17 protein-coding genes are annotated in these 23,294 nt (G+C 57.9%); 12 read left to right on the plus strand and 5 right to left on the minus strand.

Going from position 1 to position 23,294, the window contains the following annotated elements; genetic code table 11:
* Positions 1-171 precede the first annotated feature (171 nt).
* A complete protein-coding gene (locus tag ABJO75_RS24580; RefSeq protein ID WP_348129277.1) occupies positions 172-1,002 on the plus strand; it encodes a ketopantoate reductase C-terminal domain-containing protein in 831 nt (276 codons plus the stop codon).
* Positions 999-1,739: an SDR family NAD(P)-dependent oxidoreductase gene (locus tag ABJO75_RS24585; protein ID WP_348129049.1), complete on the plus strand. Its 741-nt coding sequence runs from the start codon at positions 999-1,001 to the stop codon at positions 1,737-1,739. The genes ABJO75_RS24580 and ABJO75_RS24585 overlap by 4 nt, the downstream gene beginning before the upstream one ends.
* A gap of 449 nt (positions 1,740-2,188) precedes the next feature.
* Here ABJO75_RS24585 and ABJO75_RS24590 read toward each other — a convergent pair whose 3' ends face one another.
* The gene (locus tag ABJO75_RS24590; protein WP_348129052.1) at positions 2,189-2,812 is read right to left on the minus strand and encodes a hypothetical protein; all 624 of its coding nucleotides are present in this window, start codon (positions 2,810-2,812) and stop codon (positions 2,189-2,191) included.
* 20 nt (positions 2,813-2,832) lie between these two features.
* Positions 2,833-6,411: a hypothetical protein gene (locus ABJO75_RS24595; RefSeq protein ID WP_348129055.1), complete on the minus strand. Its 3,579-nt coding sequence runs from the start codon at positions 6,409-6,411 to the stop codon at positions 2,833-2,835.
* Between the two features lie 924 nt (positions 6,412-7,335).
* On the opposite strand from ABJO75_RS24595, the gene ABJO75_RS24600 reads away from it, so the two are divergent.
* The 6 genes from ABJO75_RS24600 (at position 7,336) to ABJO75_RS24625 (ending at position 14,218) form a co-directional block, all read left to right on the plus strand.
* Positions 7,336-8,061 (plus strand): ribonuclease activity regulator RraA, encoded by a 726-nt coding sequence (locus ABJO75_RS24600; protein ID WP_348129057.1) that lies wholly within the window; start codon positions 7,336-7,338, stop codon positions 8,059-8,061.
* A 1-nt stretch (position 8,062) separates the two neighbouring features.
* Positions 8,063-9,583: an aldehyde dehydrogenase (NADP(+)) gene (locus tag ABJO75_RS24605; protein ID WP_348129059.1), complete on the plus strand. Its 1,521-nt coding sequence runs from the start codon at positions 8,063-8,065 to the stop codon at positions 9,581-9,583.
* A gap of 573 nt (positions 9,584-10,156) precedes the next feature.
* Positions 10,157-11,122 carry a tripartite tricarboxylate transporter substrate binding protein gene (locus ABJO75_RS24610; protein ID WP_348129062.1) on the plus strand — a complete coding sequence of 322 codons (966 nt, stop codon included), beginning with the start codon at positions 10,157-10,159 and terminating at the stop codon, positions 11,120-11,122.
* A 199-nt stretch (positions 11,123-11,321) separates the two neighbouring features.
* Positions 11,322-11,771, plus strand: a complete 450-nt coding sequence (locus ABJO75_RS24615) for a tripartite tricarboxylate transporter TctB family protein (protein WP_348129065.1) — start codon at positions 11,322-11,324, stop codon at positions 11,769-11,771.
* A 3-nt stretch (positions 11,772-11,774) separates the two neighbouring features.
* Entirely contained in the window at positions 11,775-13,295 is a 1,521-nt protein-coding gene (locus ABJO75_RS24620) for a tripartite tricarboxylate transporter permease (RefSeq protein WP_348129068.1), read from the plus strand.
* A gap of 221 nt (positions 13,296-13,516) precedes the next feature.
* Positions 13,517-14,218, plus strand: a complete 702-nt coding sequence (locus ABJO75_RS24625) for a FadR/GntR family transcriptional regulator (RefSeq protein ID WP_348129071.1) — start codon at positions 13,517-13,519, stop codon at positions 14,216-14,218.
* A 59-nt stretch (positions 14,219-14,277) separates the two neighbouring features.
* On the opposite strand, the gene ABJO75_RS24630 is transcribed toward ABJO75_RS24625, so the two are convergent.
* The 3 genes from ABJO75_RS24630 to dctP are packed head-to-tail and all read right to left on the minus strand — an operon-like array spanning position 14,278 to position 17,062.
* Positions 14,278-15,567: a TRAP transporter large permease gene (locus ABJO75_RS24630; protein WP_348129074.1), complete on the minus strand. Its 1,290-nt coding sequence runs from the start codon at positions 15,565-15,567 to the stop codon at positions 14,278-14,280.
* Positions 15,568-16,083: a TRAP transporter small permease gene (locus ABJO75_RS24635; RefSeq protein WP_348129076.1), complete on the minus strand. Its 516-nt coding sequence runs from the start codon at positions 16,081-16,083 to the stop codon at positions 15,568-15,570.
* Positions 16,067-17,062: a TRAP transporter substrate-binding protein DctP gene (dctP, locus tag ABJO75_RS24640; protein WP_348129078.1), complete on the minus strand. Its 996-nt coding sequence runs from the start codon at positions 17,060-17,062 to the stop codon at positions 16,067-16,069. The genes ABJO75_RS24635 and dctP overlap by 17 nt, the downstream gene beginning before the upstream one ends.
* 335 nt (positions 17,063-17,397) lie before the next feature.
* On the opposite strand from dctP, the gene ABJO75_RS24645 reads away from it, so the two are divergent.
* From ABJO75_RS24645 to ABJO75_RS24660, 4 genes are read left to right on the plus strand one after another with little or no spacing between them, the layout of a single operon-like run.
* Positions 17,398-19,812, plus strand: a complete 2,415-nt coding sequence (locus ABJO75_RS24645; RefSeq protein WP_348129080.1) for an FAD-dependent oxidoreductase — start codon at positions 17,398-17,400, stop codon at positions 19,810-19,812.
* A complete protein-coding gene (locus ABJO75_RS24650) occupies positions 19,809-21,365 on the plus strand; it encodes a trimethylamine methyltransferase family protein (RefSeq protein WP_348129082.1) in 1,557 nt (518 codons plus the stop codon). The genes ABJO75_RS24645 and ABJO75_RS24650 overlap by 4 nt, the downstream gene beginning before the upstream one ends.
* Position 21,366: 1 nt before the next feature.
* Positions 21,367-22,038, plus strand: coding sequence for a TetR/AcrR family transcriptional regulator (locus tag ABJO75_RS24655; protein ID WP_348129085.1), 672 nt, complete (start codon positions 21,367-21,369; stop codon positions 22,036-22,038).
* A complete protein-coding gene (locus ABJO75_RS24660; protein WP_348129088.1) occupies positions 22,035-23,285 on the plus strand; it encodes a sarcosine oxidase subunit beta family protein in 1,251 nt (416 codons plus the stop codon). The genes ABJO75_RS24655 and ABJO75_RS24660 overlap by 4 nt, the downstream gene beginning before the upstream one ends.
* Positions 23,286-23,294 lie beyond the last annotated feature (9 nt).

The raw sequence follows: 23,294 nt of genomic DNA on the forward strand, positions 1-23,294 counted from the left end.
CCGGGGCATGCCTTGCCCCATCAGAACTTCAACTTGCCGCAACTTCACGACAATCTCTTCCGGCTTGGGTCTCTTGATAGCCATTCTTGGTCCTCCGCTTTCCTAACTATAGGGGCGGACCACTTCAAAGGGGGAGGCTCAGGCGGGCCGGTCGAAGAGTTCAGGCAAGTTGTGCCATGCGTAACTCCTGAACAATTGACGGGCCGCTATTCCCGTATTGTACTGGCCGTCAAAGCGCATGCGACCGAAACGGCCATGACGCAATTGCTGCCTGATCTGCACGATGATAAGTATGTTCTGTCGGCACAGAACGGCCTGAATGAACGTGTGGGCTCTGCACGTACCATGGGTGCATTTGTGAACTATGGGGCGGATTGGATTTGTCCGGGGCGTATCTTGTTTTGCAACCGTGGCGCCGTGGTGGTTGGGGAAGTCGATGGCTCACCTCGACACCGAACAACCGAAATGCACAGGCTCTTGCAGATATTCGCACCCGAAGCTGTCCTGACACAGGACATCTTTGCCTACCGCTGGGGGAAACTCGGCTATAGCGCGATGCTGTTTGCCACCGCGCTCACCCCCGACAGCATGCAGGCGAACTCTGCCGATCCGGCACGCGCTCCGGCTTTGATTGCGTTTGCCCGCGAAGTGATGCAAACAGCTGTGGCTGAAGGCGTCAATCCAAAGCCATTCAACGGATTTGAACCCCGCGCCTTTCTGCCCGGTGCAGCAGACACCGCCGCCTTGCAAGGCCTTGCCGATCTGGCGTTTTTCAACTCTAAGACCGCAAAGACGCATACCGGCATCTATCGAGATCTGGCTGTGCGCAAACGCAAGACCGAAGCCGACCCGCAGGTCGGTGCGGTCGCAAATATTGCAGCAGGCCATGGTATCGACACACCGGCGCTTATCCGGCTTGTTGAGCTGATCCACGATATCGAAGATGGGCGCAGAGATATCTCGGCCAAGACCTTCCACGAGTTGACCAAGGTACTGACATGACGCGGCACATTGCTCTTGTTACCGGCGTTGTCGGCGGTATTGGCGCGGCTATTGCCAAGCGGCTGTGCCAGGATAGGGCCCGCGTCATCGTAAGTGACTTGCCCGGGGCTGCATTGGACGACGCCGCAAATCGGCTCGGTCTGCCAGCCATCGGTGCCGATCTGGGCGATCCGAGAGCAATGACTAGCATGCGCGATCGGATCATCTCGGCTCATGGTGCGCCTGACATTCTGGTGAACGCCGCAGGTGGTGTGCGCAATCAGGTTGGCACGCCACTTGAAAAGGTGGTTCCCGAAGAATGGCACAGCATTTTCGCCGCGAACGTGGATGCATCGCTGTATCTGGCTCAGGCTGTGGTTCCGGCTATGAGAGCGTCCGGTTGGGGCAGGATCGTGACCATAAGCTCCGGTACTGGGTTGCGCCCAAGTTTGACTGGCATCCACGCCTACACGGCGTCCAAACATGCATTGGTGGGTCTGACCAAGCAGTTAAGCCTTGAGTTGGGCCAGCACGGTATTACCGTCAACTCGATCGCGCCCGGCTTTGTCTTGTCCAATCCGGCCACACAGCGCCAATGGGAAGCTTACGGCCCCTACGGACAGGCAGAGCTGATAAGGCGAATCCATACCCGCAAGCTGGGCACCCCAGAAGATATCGCCGCCGCCGCGTTTCTCACATCCGAGGAGGCCGGATGGATCAGCGGCCAGATCCTGAGCGTTGATGGCGGTGTGAGCTGACATGGACGACAGGGGATCGCGATTTGTATAAGAATGGCACTCGCACTAGTTCTCGATATCAGTCCGCAAGGTTAAGCAATGGCTAATGCTCGTTATCGGATTGATCCATCACGAGGTTCTCCGGAAACGCGATAAATTGCTCCTGCGCTTCGGTATACATCTCTTTGAAGCGGGCTGACCATTTTGGATCATTTTACTTGAAGTCACTTTGAGCGACACGTTCAAGAACAACTTCGCCCAAAGCCGTAGTTGCTGATCCGCATGCGATCATCGCACACAGTGCAATAAGTCTCATTCTAGTCCCTCGCGCCCCTTCAAAAACTGTGCAGAGAAAAATCGGGCCTGAAACCCTTTGCTCAGAACCGCCCAGAGCCGCGTAACAGCGCCTCTTAGTGGGGCATCGTGCAACCCCCGTTAGGTTGGAACGCAAGCACACTACGAGTCAGGCCTTAATCTTGAGGTTTCCTACGGTGCGGGATCTCGGGCAGTTCGGGCACTTTCGGATCCGCGAGGTCTTCATGGCTGGCGGTTCCGTCAGCTTCGGGTGCGGCCGGGACCGGACCCGTTTCGATCATCCCTGTTGTGGACAGTGGGTCGGCCTGCCCGTCTAGCCCGTCCGGCACAGGGCTCAGAGACAACGGCGTTACATCCAACTGATCCAACGCTGATAGCTTGGTTGAGGCGGCGTAGGGCAATCCGGTAAAGCTGTCTTCGAGCGTAAAGACGAGGCGGTCACCCTGTCTGCTTGGTGCCGCAATTGATGTGAAGTCGGGGACGCCGAAGTCAACCCGTCGCGGGTGATCCTGGCGCCAGGGTTTGGTGGAATCCCCCTCTGCCAGTGCGGCCCGATAAGCTGCTTCGAATGCCTCCGGTTCGCTCACCACGCGAAACGCCCGGCCTTTTGCAAAATGCGTAACAAGGCGCGCAAGAGCAGCTTCGTTACCCGGATCGGTCAATGCAGGATACGCCTCCAATAGCTCCGTCATCGAAGTAAAGCGATCCTCGCCACAGCTTGCGAATGACGTCCCGTCTTCGATGTGAACAAAGGTCGAGATTTCAGGGATATCGGTCATTTCAATCTTCCTTTCTCAATTTAGAGATTTGCATACCACTTGGCGGCAAGCCAGTTTTCGTCGTTCTCCATTGGCATCAACTTTCCGGGCGGGTCGATTTTCCTGAACAAACGGGGTTGGCCAGACAACGGATCGGGGGCGAGCGCGAAGAAGACATGGCCTTCCGGGCTGCCCCAGTTGGTGTCGGCCAATACGATATGGGGCAGCTTGAAGTCGGCGATCAGCCGGTCGGTAAGCGCGCCGTCGCGCCAGTCTTCGAGGCCTGTCTTGCGCTTGGTCTTTTCTGCGGCCAATGCGGCGGCATCAGGCTGCCTGCCGGCTGCAATCTCGCGCGCGTTCCAGCGGTCGGCGCCGGCCTGTGCCTCATCATCGGCCCATTGATCGGTCGCAGCGGCGAGGTGATTGGCGAATTCGCGCGGTGTCATCGCTATTGTCGGTGTGTTCGCGGCCCAGGCGAGTTTGAGCGTATCGCGCGCGTCGCCTTCGGCCCCGCCGACCAGTGCCTCCATTTCCCTGTCAAAGAGATAGACAACCCGTTCTACAGGCATAGTCGTCGCTGCCGCCTGACGGCCCGGCACCAGCATCTTTGTCTCGACGTTTTCGGCCACCGTGTCTGAATCAGGCGAGTAGAACGGAGTCATCGTCGGATGATTGGGCAAAAGGTTGAAGGCGTGATTGTATTCGCCGCTTGTGCTGGCTCCGACGGTGGTCTCCCGGGTCAGACCGATATGCCCAGTGATATCGGCGACGAGTGCCTTGGCCCGGTTGCCCCGGTCAAGCGTCGCGGGATCGACACGCTCATTCATTTTTTCGGGCACCGTTTCCCGGCCTTCGAGAACAAGCGCGGCCTCGTCGTCAAAGCCCCCTGACTCAAGTGCCCAAGGTGTCTCTCCACGAACCGTCATCGCCGCTGCAAATCTAGGGTCCGCAGCGATTTTCCGCAGGCGCGTCATTTCGGATTTGCTCAGCTTGCCCTTGCGATCTGCCAGAGGCTTGACCACAGCGGCGACAAACGCGAGGGGGCTGTCGATTTCGCGCCCGTCCGATTTGCGCGTCAGGACGAAACGCCCGCGAGAGGACTGACCATCACCGCCGTCCGCTATTGCGTCTTGGCGATATTGGAAATCGACAGCATCCATCATCTGCTGATGGACTGCGTCCTGTTCGTCCTTTGGCAATTTTACTTTCAACGCCTTGCTCAGAACCTGAGCGGCGCGCCCTACCATTTTGCCAACCTTCTTCCGCTCCCGGCTGTCAGCCAACCGCGCGGTGGCCGTGGCAGCAGTGTATTCGAAACTGCGCATCAGCGCGTTTTCCTCGCGCGAAACATTCTGAACAGCGGGCAGCGGCTCGCCCACTATTGGCTCGAAAACACCTTCGGTTGCGAGTTTTGCGAACCCCCGCATAAGATCCAGGGGTTCGTCATCGCGCAATTTGAGCAGCGGACCCGTGGTAAAGCATGACCCGACGGGTCCCTGATAGACCGGAGTCATCATCGCAGTTACGACCGCGACCTGTGCATCCTTTTTGTCCACCTCGTTCATCGGTTTGCGGTTTGCACCCGCAAGCAGCGCTGCACCGCCGCCTTGTGGATCGGGTATCCGAAAGATCACGTCCTGCGCATCGTTTGACCCTTCGAGAAATTCCAGCGTCTCGCTCATGTGCTGCACTTGCGCCATCGACGGCGACGCGGTCACTGCATCGGGGTGGAATGTGACGTCCTGAAATGCAGCACGCGCCTGGTCAAAATCGAGCCTTCCGTCGTCACCGACAAGCGCCTTGCCCACATGGTCCACGCGCTTCTTGCCAGTGTATTCAGCGCTGTGCTCTGCAAGAACTGCGGGAACCGGCTGCAGATGGCGGTCGGCGTCCAAATAGGCGCCGAGCTCGACGGCTTGATCCGGCGCCAGACCCGCTGACATGTTCACGAGCGCTTCTGCATAGCGCTGCGCACCGGCATCGGTCGCCAGCGAACCTTGCGTTGCACCAAATTTCGTATCTACCCGGGCCGCCGCGCATTGCGCGACCGAGACCACGCTTTCAGGATGCTCTGCGCCAGCAGCGCGCTTGGCGGCACGGTCGGCGAGTTGCGGATTGACTCTATAAAGCTGCATTAGCGCGACTTGGTCTGCCGTAGACATGGCCGTCTTCCGCTCAGGGGACAGCGGACCGAATGCGATCGCATCAAGGAGGCGTTTCTTGCCTTCGATGCATCGTTGTTCTTCCAGCGCTTCATCGCGGTCGGACTTGGCGGTGACCAATTCGGCGCGCGTCTGATTGAGCGCTCCGTCCGCCGCCCGAAACTGCGCCGTTTCATCCGCAAGCAACCGCTGACGTTCCACGTCAAGCTCTGCTTTTGCGGCCTCGTACGGCGCCTCGAATTCAAGCTCATAGCGGTCCCAAACCGCGTCATAGTCATCATGGGTGTCATCTTCCATAATGACCTTGTTCCGCTCGTAGAAATCGGTCGCGGCGGCATTGGCCTCATTTTTGCGCATGATGATCGGGCTCTCGGCATCCCAACGTGCTTGCCGCAGAGTCGTTGCAAGTTGCCGCTTCGTCTGATCCGCCGCGTTGCGTGCGGCGCGCTTTAGGTTTACTTCGGTCTGTGCGTCTTTGACGCGCAGTTCAGCACGCATGACATCGGCCTGATCGACGGTGCGGCCTTGCAATGTCCTGTCAAAGTCATCGAGCGCGGCGGCAGCAGCATTCTTCAGTTCCGGATCAGCGACCGCAAGGTTTTTAAGGGCCTCGATCTCTGATGCGGCGCGGTAGCGCATGATCTCGATATCCAGCATGTCGTCCTTGAGCGCGGTCGCCGTGTCTGCGGCAAGCTGATCGAGTTGCGCGCGCACCTCGTCGATTTCCTCGACGTCACTGCTGAGCGGCGCCAGGTCGGTGGTCATCACAGCCTCTCTCATCGCGTCAATCTGTTCAACGAGACGGGCTGCTTCGCGTTCGAGCGTGTCTCGGCCGTTACCCTCCGCAACCCTGTCGATCTGCGCTTTTATCGTATTGAGCCGCGATCGGGCCTCGCGTTCGGCCTGGCTCAATAACAGCGCATCCCGGTCCCGGTCGCGCACTTCCGTCTCGGCGTTCGCGCGCAGATTCTTCAGGCGGGTGAGATCGGTCTCTGCAGCGTCCATGTCCTCAGTCGAGGGCGGATTGCCAGCGAGCGCCGCGGTGATCCTAGTCACCGTGTCGGTCATCAACCCGCGATACACGGCGCTGGCGGGATCGGGGATCGCCGTGCCATTCAGGCGTTGCAGGAGCGCGTTCTTACGCTTTGCGCGACGGTCTACTTCGGCTGCGTCAACGAGCGCCTGTTGCGCGGTGGCAAAGGCCTGATCGAAATGGCTGGCATTCTTCTGGTCCGTCGCTGTGCGCAGCAGCGCGGCGATCCGCGTGGCGTCGGGTCCGGCAGGATCAAGCTTGCCAAGGTACTCCTGCGCCGCCGCCTCGACCTTGATGAACTTCTTGTAGGCTTCGGTTGTTTCCCGGTCCTTACGCGGCACAAAGAATTTTCGGCCCGTAATAAACCTGCGCAAAAACTCCATCTGCACATCTGTCAGCACCACATCTGTTGCCCCGTCCGCCATGCCGTCTCTCCGATCTTCGTTGAGCGCAGATTGAGGCCGTTCAGCTCCGCCTGCGAGAAGTCCACTATCGGGGCAACTGCCCCATGTTGATCAGAGGTTGGTCGCGTCAGGTCGCTATTTGGTTCAAAGAAAATCGCGTTTTCACGAAAATATCTGGAAACCACTAGCCCTCTTTCCTCGCGGAGATTGCGTTTGGGCTGAGTTGGCGAAAGGGAGTCACATCGGGTGTTGTACGTGATGGAAGTAGGTATCTGCTATGGAGACCAGCGTGCGGTGACACTTGTTGGCCGACGAGCAATGGGCGCTTTCTGAAGGTTCCGTCCTCGTCGAAGAGGCTTAAACCCATGAACCGTCGCTACAAGGTTCCTCAGGGAGCGATCCGTCCACCTTTCCATGAAACTATCTTTTAACCTCATGCAGCGCATGAAAGCCGGGTCAGCCGCTCACTGTGCCGCACGGCGCCTTGATTGGAGAGCTATTGCGTGTGGCCGCGCAACCAGAAAAGGCCGGCAGAACCGAAAATATGTAAATAATTATTACTGAAGATAGCAGCATATGCATTGCAATTCTCAATAATGCCAACATTTATTATTACTAATCTTGACATATACTCACATTTTGCATACTGATTCTCGACAACTTGTTAGGGGGATGGGGCGATGCGTAAGCATTTGAGATTCGGTAGCGGGCGCATCACTGTGGACCGCAATGACAGCAATCGCGCGATGTTTAGGGCGACGCCTCGGTTGATTTAAGCCCAGCCCAATCGATCTGCCCCAAGGACGACGCAGGTCGATGCAACCGGATACCCGAAAAGCGGTGCGCGTTTGGGGGCGGGGCTCGTTGACTGAGTTCCTCTCGAGGTGAAGGCGCATCAAATCACGATAACCATGGCTGGCCAAAGCCACACAATAGGAAGAGACAATGACCGATTACATATTGTCCGATGAGACACGGGACAAACTAAAGAAAGTCTCCACGGCGTCTGTTGCAACGGCTCTGTACAAGCGCGGACTGCGCGGCCAGTTCGTTCAGGGCGTTGCTCCGCTGGAGAGGAAACCAGTCGTCATGGTTGGGCAGGCGTTCACGTTGCGCTATATCCCCGCCCGCGAAGACCGCAACCCGATCACCGTTTTCCGCAATCGCGATCACAAACAGCGCGTAGCAGTAGAAACCTGCCCTGAAGGTCATGTCCTCGTGATGGATGCGCGCAAAGATCGCCGAGCGGCCACAGCCGGATCTATCTTGGTGACCAGGCTGGGACAACGCGGTGCCGCAGGTGTCGTGTCGGACGGTGGAGTGCGCGACGCGGCAGGTATCGGTGCGCTCGACATACCTGCCTATTTCGCCTGCGCATCGGCCCCCACAAATCTCACGTTGCACGAAGCCATTGAAATTAACGTGCCGATTTCTTGCGGCGATGCACCGGTCTTTCCCGGCGATGTGATGTTGGGTGATGGCGATGGCGTCATGGTGATACCCGCGCACCTTGCCGATGAAATCGCCGACGAATGCACGAACATGGAATCGTATGAAGACTTCGTGCTGGAGCAGGTGAATGAAGGTGCCGGGATCATCGGCCTCTACCCGGCGACCGATGAAGAAAGCCTTGTGAAATATGACGCATGGCGCAAACGGACAGGACGATAGCATGACCTTTAGTCCCCATGGCGATCATTTGATCGCAGGCAAACGCGTCAGTTCGGAGACGTGGTTTTCTTCGGCACCCGCTACAGGCGAGGCCTTTGACTACTCGGCCGGCTCTCCTGATCTGGTGGCCCAGGCCTGTGCGGCGGCCCACGCGGCATCTCCTGGCTTTGCGGCCACGTCGCGCGAGGACCGCGCCAAGCTTTTGGAAACCATTGCGGATGAAATTGACGCCCGTGGCGAACAGATCACAGAGATCGGAAGTGCCGAAACCGGCTTGCCAGCAGCGCGCCTGCAGGGGGAACGGGGCCGGACGACTGGTCAGCTCCGACTCTTTGCGTCGCATATACTGGCCGGAGATTTTCTGGATCGACGACATGACAAGGCGCTGCCCGAGCGGCAGCCGCTTCCGCGTCCCGACCTGCGGATGATGCAGCGTCCGGTTGGCCCGGTGGCGGTCTTTGGGGCGTCCAACTTCCCGCTCGCCTTCTCAGTGGCCGGAGGTGACACTGCAGCCGCACTTGCCGCAGGTTGCCCGGTGGTCGTCAAAGGGCACGGCGCACACCCCGGCACCAGTGAAATTGTCGGAGATGCTATTGCTGCGGCGCTCGAAAAACTCGGCATGGATGCGGGCATCTTCAGCCTCGTTCAGGGCGGAAACCGCGCCGTGGGCGAAGCGCTGGTCACCGATCCACGCATCAAGGCCGTTGGTTTTACCGGCAGCCTTGGTGGCGGGCGCGCTCTCTTTAATCTTTGTGCGTCACGTCCCGAACCGATCCCGTTTTTCGGGGAACTCGGCAGTGTGAACCCTATGTTTGTCTTACCGCATGCAGCCTCTGATCGTGGCGCGGACATCGGTGCCGGCTGGGCTGGAAGCCTGACGATGGGCGTCGGACAATTTTGCACGAATCCGGGCATCGCGATCGTGATCGACGGTCCGGATGCGGATGCACTCGTCAAGGCGGCCACAGAAGGGCTCAAGGCAGTTTCCGGGCAAACCATGCTGACCGATGGGATGGCCGAAGCTTATCGTGATGGCGCCCGCCGGGTGTCTGAAGGCGCAGGTGTCAAGCCGTTGTTGGTGACGAACTGTGAAGGACGGAGCGCAGCACCGTATCTTTTCGACGTATCGGCAAGTGACTGGCAGGACAATGAAGAACTCTCCGAAGAAGTGTTCGGTCCGCTCGGGCTGGTGATCCGCGTCAAGGACGCGGCCCAAATGAAGGAGATCGCGGAGAGCTTCAAAGGACAATTGACCGCAACACTTCAAATGCAAGATGGTGACATTGACCTCGCTCGTGCCCTTTTGCCGGTGCTTGAGCGCATGGCTGGCCGCGTTCTGGCCAATGGCTTTCCAACTGGTGTCGAAGTCTGCGATTCCATGGTTCATGGGGGACCATACCCGGCAAGCACCAATTTTGGCGCCACTTCTGTCGGCACACTCTCCATCCGCCGGTTCCTGCGACCGGTGTGCTATCAGGATCTCCCCGAAGCGCTCCTCCCGGCCGATCTCGTGGAGGATTAACTTTCTCCCGGATCGGCACTATCGGCCCGCCACCGCGTCTGGTCGCGTTTGGCGGGCCGTTTTTAGACCGCGCTAGGTGCTCTCCAAGCGCATCGGAATGATGCCTAGGCAGCAACTAACAGAACGGTATACTCAAAGTTGTTATTACTAAGTACCAATTTTCCGATATATGCCTGACTAAATCTCAATATTAGTAATAAATTGCGTTGATTTGTAAATCTTGCTGCAGTATGGTGATTCGAGCTTGCATGAGCTTCCCGCCTGACGCGCTGACGGCATGAAAGGGGACAGCTCTGTAACAAATGGGAGGGGTTCTAGACTGCACCAGAGGCACTGATTTGCGTGCTTTGCGAAGTGCAATGAAGTGACTAGCTGTCGACGCGAAATTCGCCAGCTAATTTAACCCGGTCATCTTCAGAGCGCTCAATCAATATCCGGGGATGCTCCCCGCTTTCCATCCTGGAAAAATTTCGAAACCGAACTGGCGAGGCACCCTGTTTTTCCGGGCCAGTCGGTTCGTTCAACTAACCAGATTTATCTGGATGACGACATCTGAACTGGAGGAATATGATCATGCTATCTACAAACCTGAAAAGCAAACTCGTGCTGGCTCTTGGGGCCTGCATCGTCGGCACCACGGTCGCCGCTGCAGACTTTCCCACGCGCGACATTCGCCTGATCGTTCCGTGGCCGGCTGGCGGCGGGGCGGATGCGATTTCGCGCAAGATCAGCAACATCGCCGAGCAAGAACTGCCGAAATCCATCTATGTGGAAAACATCGCGGGCGCCGTGACTGCGACGGGCCTGATCCAGATGACCGGTTCGCGCCCTGATGGGCACACCGTCGGTGTTCTGACCTATGACAGCATCATCACCTTGCCGCGTGGTCAAATGGTACCCGGCTATTCGCTGGATAACATGACCCCCATCGCCCGCATCACAAGCGAAGCTGATGCAATCGTCGTTTCCAAACATTCGAGCATCAACACCTTTGAGGAACTGGTTGAAAAGGCCAAGGCCAACCCCGGCGAAGTGCGCGTCGGCGTGGCTCCAAAAGGGTCTGGTCCATATCTGTCGGTCAGCCAGCTCGAACAGCTGCTGGACGTCGATTTCAACGTGATCACCTATGCTGGGTCTTCCAGCGCCGAAGCCGAAGCGCTTCTGTCGGGTGAACTTGACGCGGCAATCTCCAGCCTGGGTGATTTCAGCGGCATTATCGGTTCCGGCGATGCCAAAGGCGTGGTCGAATTGACCTCGGTGCAGAACCAGACCTACACAGATGTGCCCACGATCAGTTCCAAGGGCTTTGATCTGCAAACCGGTAGCTTTATCGTTCTGGCAGCACCGAAAGACACGCCTGCTGAGTCCATCGCAACATTGGAAGCCGCATTCAAATCGGCCTACGACACCGCAGAGTTCCAGGATTGGTTGAAGCAGGTCGGCGTGACCGCCGATTGGCTTGGTTCTGATGGCGTTAATGTCTGGATCGACGAGCTGCAGAACAAGACGTTCACGCTCATGGATCAGCTGAACCTGTAATCCACCGAACAAACCTGTCTCCGGTCCAAGAGATCGGAGACAGGTCCCATTGTCCACGATCCCTGACGGGTTGTGTCGACATACGTTGCAGTGAAGCAAGACGGTTTGGACCAAGTTTGACCCTACGGCTTCTTCCGACCTGACACATACAGTCGCTTGGTGCTGACGCACCCCATCAAACACATCGCAGGAGAAGACGATGCTCTTGAACAGACAATTGTTATTTCTGTACGTCACTCTTGCAGTGTCGGTTGGTTATCTCATTACGGCTCTCAGCTTGGGCGCCCCCATTTCCGAGGGCAGACTGACGCCGTCCTTCTTCCCCATCGCTGTTGGTGCCTCGGCGATCGTCTTTGCCAGCATTCTCATCGTTCAGGCGCTACGTTCCGAACCCGATGACGTGCGATCGAGCGATCCGGGAAACTACACCCATGTGTGGGTTGTCGCGGCCATTTTCGTCTACATCGTGGCGTTCAAACCAGTTGGATATTTCATCTCGTCCGGCCTCTTCGTCTTTGCGCTGATCGTTATTTTCTCGTCCTTTGAGAAGCTTCTGGTGAAGGCCGCAATATCCGCCGCGATCGTGGTGATCGCCTTTGTCATGTTTCAGCAATTGTTCGGGGTTCGCCTCCCGACCCTGTGGGGTTAAGTCATGGATTTCATTTTACTTGTTTTCAGCAGCTTCTCGCTTCTGCTGGACCCGTTCAACCTGGCCTATGTGATCCTTGGCTTCATCATCGGCACGATCTTTGCCGCAATTCCCGGTTTGACGGCGACCCTGGCAATGGCGCTGTTGCTGCCGCTGACCTACACGCTCAGCGTCGAAACCGCGCTCATGGCCTGCGCCAGCATTTACATGGCGGGCATGTGTGGCGGCAGTATCACGGCAACGACGATCAACATTCCCGGCGCGCCGTCGTCGATGATGACTGCACTCGACGGCTATCCCATGCAGCAGCAGGGCAAGGGCGCCCTGGCTCTGGGACATGCGGCGCTAGGTTCCATGTTTGGTGGGGCCGTGGGAGCGCTTCTCCTGATCGCCCTTGCGCCTCTTGTGGCCGAGGTTTCGTTGCTCGTCAAAACGACAGGCAAGTTCTCTCTTCTGGCCTTTGCTATTATCGTTGTCGTGATCGCACAGCGCGGCCGCATCCCACAGGCCGGTCTCGCCGCCTGTATCGGACTCATGCTGGCCACCGTCGGTCTCGACACGATGGAGCCTGTCACCCGGTTCACATTTGGCTACAGTGACCTGACGGCCGGCATTGCCTTGATGCCCGTCATCATTGGCACATTTGCCATCGCAGAAGTGCTCATGCAGGCCAGTTCTTCGCGCGACCTCAGCGCTATCACTGCAGCCGCCAATAAGGTCAAGATCAGACGCAGGGATTTCCTGCCGCCATTGTCAGACATCCGTAAGATTGGATTTGGCTGCTATTTCAAATCCTGCTTGATTGGGTATTTCGTCGGCACCCTGCCGGGCGCCGGCGGTTCCATGGGGTCTTTCCTCGCCTATACCGAAGCAGTGCGCACCTCGTCCGAACCTGAGACATTCGGCAAGGGCAATCCGAAGGGCATCGCCGCTTCGGAAAGTGCCAACAACGCCGTCTGCGGCGGAGCGATGGTGCCGATGTTGACCTTTGGCATCCCGGGTGATCCGATCACGGCCATCATGCTTGGCGTTCTGGTGATCAATGGTATTCAGCCAGGGCCGCAGCTGATGACAGATCAGGCCGGACTGATCGCACCAATGCTGGCTGCGCTTCTGTTCAGCGCCGTGGTGCTAATCCCGCTGACGCTCTACCTCATCGGTCCGTATTTCATCAAGATTGTGTCGGTGCGCAAGGATGTGCTTTACGGCGTCATCGCTCTGCTCGCTGTCGTCGGAAGCTATGTTGCGACCTTTTCGACCTTTCAGATGTTCATGGCTCTGGCGATGGGTATTCTCGCCTTCTATCTGCGGCGCAACGGGTTCCCGGTGATCACCATGCTGCTGGGTTACATTCTGGGTCCCAATCTCGAGGAATTCCTGCGTCGGTCGCTGGCCCTCTCCAATGGTGATCCGACCACCTTTATCACCAGCCCGGACAGCCTGTTCTTTGTCATGTTGACCTTGGTGTTTTTCTACTTCCTCGTGATCAGGAAGCCAGCAGAGAAATCGCCGGTGACCGAATAGCAAGACCTTAAGATCAATCCGTTCCCGTGTTGGCATGGTCGTCATCATGGGAACGGCTATTCCTCGCTAACAGCACTAGGTGCGTGGCGGCATAGTCACGGCATCCTTCAAACGACGACATGCACGCCGGACCGTTACAACTGCCTGCTGCTGGCTTATAAGGGTTCTCATGCGCTTGGCCGGCATAAGTTCTGGTCGGTACCGAACCAAAGGAGATCACGTTGTCAGAGACGCGGCGCCCCACATTGGCGGATCAGGTTTACGATCAACTGTTGGCAAAAATCCTCGAGGAAGCATACCCGGTGCACAGCCGGTTGCCTGCTGAAGAGGTCTTGGCTCAAGAGTTCGGTGTTTCCCGCCCGATCGTGCGCGCGGCACTGTCCCGGCTCCGCGATGATGGAATTGTCCAGTCCCGTCGGGGCTCTGGCAGCTATGTTCTGCGCCGTCCCGATCGGCAATTGATCAGCTTTGTACCGCTGGAATCGATCTCTGATGTTCAACGGTGTTACGAATTCCGCATCGACGTCGAAGGCGCGGCAGCCGCTTGGGCGGCGCGTCGACGCGACGACGAGGACCTCGCTGCGATGGATCAGGCCTATGAGGTGATGGAGCAAACCTATGAGCAAAACGCCTTGGGTGTCGATTCCGATCAGATGCTTCACCTTGCCATTGCGCGTGCCTCGAAAAATCCATTCTTCGCGTCGGTTCTCGAATCTCTGGGGGAACAGATCGCATTTGGAGTAAAGCTCTCGCGATCCCTAACGCTACTGGATGCGCCGGGGCGTCAGCAGTTGGTTCTGGCAGAACACCGTGCAGTGCTCGAAGCGATCCGTCTCAAGCAACCCGCAGTCGCGGAAGCCACCATGCGCCACCATATTACCGCCGCCAAGGACCGGATGTTCGTTGGTACACAAGACTCCTAGGTGCCAAACCTGACAGATCCCGATTCCAAAACTTGGCCCTTAGTTAGCGACAGAGCCGCTTACATCAAATCCAGCGCTCGGGGAATTGCTAGCGACAGGTCCGGCCAAAACGTTGTCATCAGCATGACCGGGAATGCGACAAAGGTCATCAGACCGAGTGCGGGCATAACGGCCTGCATGATCGGTGCCCGCGTGATCTTGCAGGACAGAAACAGCGTCGGCGCGACCGGCGGGCTATTTGCGCCAATGACGACAGAGCACCCGACGATCGCGGCGAAATGCACAGGATCGACGCCATTCGCCACCATCAGGGGCAGGAACAACGGAGCAATCACAACAGTGACGGATATGTCGTCCATCAATGCGCCCGCGACGATCAAAACCAGATTGACGATCAACAACGCGCCGATCGGGCTGGTTACAACTGATTGGATTGCCTCGGTCAGATCCTGCGGCACGCGTTCAAAGGCCATAATCCGCGAAATCATGAAGGAAAACAGCAGGATCAGGATGATCGTTCCGGTTGTTTCAGCAGCTTGTACGACACTGCGGGTCAAGCTGCGCCATGTGAACTCGCGATAGATCAGCCCGCCGACAATTAAGGCCGCGACCGCTGCGACAGCGGCTGCTTCGGTCGGAGTAAAGACGCCGCCATAAATACCGCCAAGAATGATGATCGGCAGTGATAGTGCAGGTAATGCATGGAGCGTCACCTTACCGAAACTTTCGCGTGGCCCCGTACTTTCATCCGCGGGGAGCTCTTCAAAGACGCGTCCGACCAGAAAGCGGTTGTAGAGGATAAGACCAATGATCAGCAGAATCGCGGGGCCGATGGTGGCCGCAAAACAGGCCGCAACCGACTGACGGGTCACCACTGCAAAGAGGATCATGGTGATCGAAGGCGGGATCAGAATTCCCAGCAGTGATGATATCCCCAGTAACGCCGCAACCCGCCCTCGTGGATACCCGCGCGCGACCAGAGGTTCCGTCATGATGGACCCGATAGAAGCGATGGCCGCGGTCGCCGTGCCGGCGATAGCCCCAAAGACGCTCGATGACAGCACCATCGCGGAACCCATGCCGCCCTTGCCAGTCGCCAGACGCTCGATAAAGGAAATGATGCGCTGCGCAATACCGCCAGACTGCATCAGGAACCCCGTTAGGATGAAAAGTGGCAGCGCCACCAGCACCAGCGAGTTTAGCGAGCGAAAACCTTGTAGCATCAATGTATTAAGGTTCACGTCATAGATATAGGTCAGATAGGCCAACACCCCGGCAAAGGACCAGGCGACCGGCAAACCGATCCCCATGAGGAGGATGAGAAGCGGAAGGGCGACGAGTGCATACATTCAGGCACGCCTCAATCTTAGGAACGCGCCGATGACATCGCGCACTGCGTAACAAAAACACCCCACCGCGGCGAGGCCGATGGCCATCTGCGGTACCCACAGCGGGATCTGGTAGGCCGGGGTCGTCTGCGGACGCTTGAGCCCCCAGGAGAACATCCAGTAGGCCCAGACAATAAAGAATATGGTGATGATCATCGTCAGCGTCGCAATCAGCAGGTCATGCGCTGCCTTGCGTCGCGGGTCGGTGATGTTGCCGGCGATCCAGTCAACGGTCAGGTGATCGCGTTTGCGCGACGCAATGACCGCTCCGGTCATATAAAGCGCAACAGCGGCAAGCATGATCAATTCATGCAAGCCGACAACGGACAGGCCAAGCACGTAGCGGGCGACAACAAGAAAGGCCATCAGACCCGCCACGACCAAGGACGAAATGATTGCCGCGAGGTCGAGTATACGTGCAATGGCCCCGCCAATACGGGAGGTGGGGCCAATTTGTATGTCAGAGCTCTCCGGCATTGGCCCGGATTTTATCCATGATGTCTTTGCCGACACGGTCTTCCATCTGCGGCCAGACCTTTTCGCGCACAGTCTTGGCCATGGCCTTCAACTGTTCGTCCGACGGTTCAATATAGGTCATGCCAGCGTCCTTGGCCTGCTGGACGTAATACTCGTCGCGTTCCTTGGCCTGTTCGAAGGCTTCATTCATGACCGTGTCTGCCGCATCTGCGACAGCTTTTTGCTCGTCCTCGCTCAGCGAGGCCCAGGACCCTTCATTCATCGTCATGACGCCGGTAACGAATTGCATCTTGATCTGGTTGTAATAGTCCAGCACATCACGGAAATACTCATAATCCCAGTAGATGATGTTTGCGCCGTCCCCATCGACGACCCCGGTTTGAATCGCGGTGAACACCTCTGACCAGTCGATGGTCGCAGTTTGATAACCCAGAGCCTGCAGCGACTCGGCCATCGGGAACATCGCCGGAACGCGGATCTTGAGCGCGCTCGCCTCTTCCGGCGTCATCGCGAATTTATCACGCGAGGCAACTCCGTTGAAACCTTCGGGCCAGGGACCAAAGAACTTAACACCAAGATCGGCCCAAACTTCGGTCAGGACCTCGTTGACCCATCCACCCGGCTGGTAGGCTTCTAGGGCCTCTTCCCAACTGGTGACCATATATGGGGTGAAGAGCACACCAAGACGTTCGTCATATGCAGTGATCGGCCAGTTGATCATCATGTCCAAATCGCCGGCAACCAGCAGATCCAGAACCTCGGCCTGGCTACCCAATTCGTTCTGATAGAATACTTCGACCTGCACTTCGCCGTCAGTACTTTCCTCTATCAGCGCAGCCCAACGATCAAGCGCATCACCTGATGGCGAGCCTTTGGCCCCTGAATCCGTGGCAAGTTTCAGCGTCGTTTCGGCCACCACGGGCGCGGCCAATGCCAAGGCCATGGCGGTGCCAAGGCCTAGAAGAGTCTTGAAGAACATTTGCGAATTCCCCTGTCAAACAGACGCAACGGTGCGCCGAATCCTGTTGTGAGCCCACACTGGGCAGAACTGTCTAATTCTGTCAATAAGGATTTTTTGATCTGCGTAAAACTGTATTGCCCATGTCTTACGAACCATATTAGTTGCAGTGGCCCTGCCCTTCGGTTTGTAACTATCTGTATATCGCTTCCCTAAGGATCAAGCCTTTTTTTGGCGCAATATTAGCACTAGACAAGAGTGTCCAATTGGGGTCACGATCAAAAGACATTATTGTCTATTGCGTCAGCTGTGACCTGCATACTCAAGAGACACAGCGAAAATCAGGGAGAAGACCAATGCAGTCACATTACCGTGCCGTGGTGATCGGAGGCGGCGTTGTCGGCGCTTCGGTTTTGTACCACTTGGCAAAATTCGGCTGGAAAGACGTCTGCCTGATCGAGCGCAACGTTTTGACCGCAGGCTCAAGCTGGCATGCGGCGGGCGGATTTCATGCCCTGAACGCAGATCCCAACATTGCATCGCTTCAGGCCTATACGATTGATCTGCTGTCGGAGATCGAAAAGGAATCAGGGCAGTCGGTCGGGATGCATATGACGGGTGGCATGACGCTGGCCGGCACTCCGGATCGGTGGGAATGGCTGCAATCTGCTTACCGCACTTTTCAATCTATCGGCATCGACGATGTGCGGCTGATAACGCCGAAGGAAGCCGGAGAGTTGAACCCGCTGGTGTCGACCCATGGCATTCTGGGTGGCATGTTTGCCGACCGTGAAGGGTACGTCGACACCACAGGCACAGTGCATGCCTACGCTGGGGCCGCCAAGAAACACGGCGCCGAAGTGATCGAACATAACCGGGTGCTGGAGCTGATCCAGACCAACGATGGCTGGAATGTCGTGACCGAAAAAGGCACGATTCATGCCGAACATGTTGTCAATGCCGGGGGTCTCTGGGCCAAACAGGTTGGCCGCATGGCGGGGATCGAACTGCCGGTTTCCCCGCTCAACCACCACTATCTCATCTCTGACACGATCCCCGAGGTCGCAGCGCTCGACAAGGAAATGCCTCTGACGGTCGACCTTGAAGGCTTTACCTACATGCGGCAGGACCAGCAGGGCATGTTGCTGGGGATCTACGAAATCGATCACGAACACTGGATGATGGATGGCGCGCCGTGGGAATATGGGTTCGAGTTGCAACAGGAAGATACCGACCGGATTGAAAAAGAGCTTACGCTCGGCTTTGAACGCTATCCGGCGTTGCAGAATGTCGGCGTGAAAACCTGGGTCAACGGGGCCTTTACCTTTGCCCCCGACGGCAATCCGCTGGTTGGGCCCGTACGGGGCAAGCCCGGCTATTGGTGCGCCTGTGGTGTGATGGCTGGGTTTCTTCAGGGCGGCGGCGTCGGCAAATCGCTGGCCGAATGGATGATCCACGGCGAACCCGAGGCCGATGTCTTTGGCATGGATGTGGCACGGTTCGGCCCCTATGCGGCGAACAAGGAATACATCAAACAGACCACCGGGCAATTCTATACCCGCAGGTTCGTGATGACCTACCCCAACGAACAGCTGCCTGCTGGTCGCCCACTTAAGAAAGCCCCCGCCTATTCCGACATGACGGCGGCAGGGTGCCGTTGGGGCGCAAGCTGGGGGCTGGAGGTGCCGCTCTACTTTGCGCCCTCCGAAGATTTTGTCGAAACGCCGACCCTCAAACGCTCGAACGCCCACGCGATCATCGCGGAGGAGTGCAAAGCTGTGCGGGAGGCTGTCGGCCTGTTGGACATCTCGGGCTTCTCGCGCTTTGAGGTTTCGGACGCTGGAGCAGAGGCATGGCTGAATAAAATCATGGCTTCCAAACTGCCGGCCCCCGGTCGCGCCCGCCTCGCCCCGATGCTGTCCCCCGAAGGCAAGTTGAAGGGTGACCTAACCATATTCAACTGGGGTGACGGTACCTGGTGGATCATGGGCAGCTATTACCTGCGCGAATGGCACATGCGCTGGTTTACCGATCATATGAGCGAAAACGTGATCCTTCGCGACATCTCCGATGCAATCGTCGGCTTCAGCCTGTCCGGGCCCAACAGCTTGAAGGTTCTGGAAAAGCTGACGGATGGCCCGATTGCCGACCTGCCGTTCATGGGATGCGGCACCTTTGACGTCGGCCTGATCCGCGCCAAGGTCGGGCGGCTCTCGGTTTCTGGTGAATTGGGGTACGAGATCCACTGTTCGGCCGCAGAACACATCACGTTGCGCGAGACCTTTCTGGCAGCAGGCGCGGATCTCGGATTGCGCGAGGTCGGCTTCAACGCGTTGCTCAGTCTGCGGTTGGAAAAGAGTTTCGGCATCTGGGGCGCGGAGTTTACCCAAGGCTATACAGCGGCGCAGACCGGTATGGATCGCTGGATCGATTGGAGCAAATCCGACTTCATCGGACGCGACGCGGCTTTGATAGAACGTGATGGTACTGGCCCGGAACAGATTATCGTGACGCTGGAAATCGACGCATCGGATGCCGATGCCAGCGGGTATGAGCCAGTCTGGAAAAACGGCACATTGGTAGGCTTTGTCACCTCGGGCGGCTATGGTCATACGGTAGGCAAATCGCTGGCAATGGCCATGATCGACCGAACGGCCAGCACCGAAGGGACCGAATTGGCCGTGCATATCGTTGGTGCCGAACGTCCCGCGCGGGTGATTTCGGCCTCTCCTTATGACGCCGAAGGCAAAGGAATGCGAGGCGCAGGATGACACCCGAAACCCCGCCAGAACCACGGGCAAGGAGGCGACGCGGGCGCGGCGATGGCAAGCCACCCCCCTCAAAACGCGCAGTCAACTACAGCAAGTTGCGCAACCCCTTTCCCACGATGAACGTGTTCTCGGACGACGAGATCGAGAACATGCATCAAACCGCCCTGCGCATTCTTCAAGAGCTAGGCGTCAAGATCCTCTTGCCCGAAGCGCGCAAAATCTATGCGCAAGGCGGCGCGCGGGTCGATGAAGTCAGCCAGATGGTCTATCTCGGGCATGATATGGTGAAGGCGGCACTCGCTTCGGCCCCGAAATCGATCAACTGCATGGCCGGGGCGCGGGCGCGCGACATAAACATGGAGCTGGGCTGTCTGACCTTCCAACCCGGTGCTGGCTGCCCGAATGCAACCGATCTTGAGCGCGGACGCCGGCCCGGCAGTGGCAGCGATTTCCGCGAATTGATTCAGCTCACCCACCATTTTGACGTCTTCCAAATGGTTTCTCCGCTAGTCGAACCTCAGGATATACCAACCAACCTGCGCCACTATTTCACGGTTGAGGCGCAGCTGACCCTGACCGACAAATTCCCATTCTTCTTTTCGCGCGGCACGCCACAAGTCATGGACAGCTTTAAAATGCTGAAAGACTTCCGCGGGCTGTCAGACGACGCGTTTCAGGCCAACCCTTACTGCTACACGATCATTAACACCAACAGCCCTCGTACGCTGGACATTCCCATGGCGCAGGGGCTGATCGACTTTGCGCGCTATGGCCAGATGCCGATCGTCACGCCGTTTACCCTGATGGGGGCCATGGCGCCGATCACCGTGGCCGGGGCCATCACGCTTAGCCATGCCGAGGTGTTGGCCGCGATCACCCTGAACCAGCTTGTCCGTCCCGGCGCGCCGATCTGCTACGGCACCTTCACCTCGAATGTGGACATGAAATCGGGCGCGCCCGCGCTTGGCACCCCCACTCACTTTCAGGCAAGTCTAGCCGCCGGGCAGCTTGCTCGCTTCATCGGTCTGCCATGGAGGTCGGCAGCAGGGTCCGCCTCCAATCTTAACGACGTACAGGCGGCGAACGAGAACCAGATGGGGCTTTGGGGCTGTCTCATGGCGGGTGCGTCAGTGGTCATCCATTCCGCAGGCTGGCTCGAAAGCGGGCTGACCGTCTCTTACGAAAAGCTGATTACCGATGTCGAAGTCTTGAACATGATCGCCGAACTTTGCGCGGGCAACACCGCAAGCGCTGACGAAATCGGGTTTGAGGCGGCGATCAGCGAAGTGGACCCAAGCGGGCATTTTTTTGCCACCAGTCAGACGATGGCGCGGTATGACACGGCGTTCTACGAACCCGTCGTACATGATTACGCCAATTTCGGGACGTGGACGGAACACGGCGCGCCTGATGCCAACACCCGCGCCACGGCGGTCTGGAAAGGTATTCTTGCCGCGGACAACCGCCCTGACATCGACGAAGCTAAGGCCGAGGCCTTAGATGCCTTCATAGAAAAGCGCACCGCTGAGGGCGGTGCACCGACGGAGAGCTGATATGCCCGCAAGACTTACACCGCTTTTACATCGGGATGACCCGGACAAGGACCCGCTGGTCGGCCATGTAAAGGTCACACGCGAAGACTGGCTGAACGTGGCGCGCGACGTCCTCGTCAGCGAGGGAGTCGCCGAGGTCAAGGTTCTGGCGCTCGGCAGGCGCCTTGAGGTGTCCCGTTCCAGCTTTTATGGCTACTTCAAGAGCCGCAAACACCTGCTCGAAGCATTGCTGGACGACTGGGAAAACCGAAACACAAGGTCGATTGTGGAAAGCGTTGAGGCGCCTGCCGACTCCATTTCTGAAGCTGTCTGCAACTTCTTTCGCTGCTTTTTAGACCCGGGATTGTTTGATCACGGACTGGACTTTGCAGTCAGGGAATGGTCGCGCCGGGACGGTGCGGTGCGTCAACGCATCGACGCTGCCGATGCGGCACGCCTCAAGGCCCTCAGCGCCATGTTTGAACGCTTTGGATACTCTGAATATGACGCTGATACCCGCGCGCGCATTCTCTATTTCATGCAGCTTGGCTATCATGCGCTGGAACTGCGCGAACCGATGTCGGAACGGATCGCACGGCTCGAAGGTTATCTGCGCGGCTTTACAGGGGTTGACCCTGATCCACAGGTGATTGCCGATCTGCGTGATTTCGTGATCGACCTGAACACACAATGAAACGTTATTCTGCTTTCAACCTGCTCCGCGAAGGTTTGCGCGGTCACACCGGCTGGGGCAAGGCATGGCGCTCTCCTGTCCCTAAACCCTCTTATGATGCCGTGATCATCGGGGCTGGCGGCCACGGCTTGGCGACCGCATATTACCTTGCCAAGAACCACGGCCTGACCAATGTCGCGGTGGTCGAAAAAGGCTGGCTGGGCGGCGGCAATACCGGACGTAATACCACGGTGATCAGATCGAACTATTTCTATCCCGAAAGTGCGGCGCTCTATGATCTCTCGGTCAGGCTCTATGAAAACCTGTCGCGCGATCTGAACTATAACGTCATGTTCTCGCAGCGGGGCATGGTGGTGACCGCGCATTCTGACCCCGAAATGGAAATGGCGGCGCGGCAGGTCAACGCCATGCGGCTCAACGGGGTTGATGCGGAACTGCTCGACCGCGATCAGGTTCGCAAGCGGGCACCCTTGCTTAACTTCGGCGCAGATATGCGTGCGCCGATCCATGGTGGCGTGCTGCAACCCCGCGCAGGCACCGGACGGCATGACGCTGTTGCATGGGGCTATGCGCGGGCGGCAGACGCCTTGGGCGTCGACATCATCCAGAATTGCGAGGTTCAGGATTTCATCTTTGAGGCCGGGCGTTGTGTCGGCGTTCACACGTCACAAGGCGACATTCGTGCCGGTGTTGTGGGCGCGGCCGTGGCCGGGCATTCCTCGGTCCTTGCCAAGATGGCCGGGTATGACCTGCCGATCACCTCTTACGCCTTGCAGGCTTTTGTGTCGGAACCGCTCAAGCCGGTTCTGGATACGGTCGTTCTCTGCCCGCCTTACGGCACCTACGTCAGCCAATCCGACAAGGGTGGGTTGGTGATCGGTGGCGGGCTGGACCGGATCCCGTCTTACGCGCAACGCGGCAATCTGCCGGTGCAGGAAACCGTGTTGGCCGGATTGGTGGAAATGATGCCCGCGCTCGCGTCGGTCAAATTGCTGCGTCATTGGGCGGGCATCGTGGACGTGACACCCGACAGTTCGCCCATCATCGGTCCGTCCGGCGTCGACGGGCTGTATCTCAACTGCGGCTGGGGTACGGGTGGGTTCAAGGCGATCCCGGCGGGCGGATATCTATTTGCCCACATCCTCGCGACCGGCACCCACCACGAGATCAGTCGCCCGTTTGACCGCAACCGGTTCGTCACGGGTCATCTGATCGACGAAGGCGCGGCCTCTGGCATCGCACATTAGGACAGGCAC

The sequence above is a fragment of the Sedimentitalea sp. genome, from assembly GCF_039973035.1.
Lineage (GTDB): Bacteria > Pseudomonadota > Alphaproteobacteria > Rhodobacterales > Rhodobacteraceae > Sedimentitalea.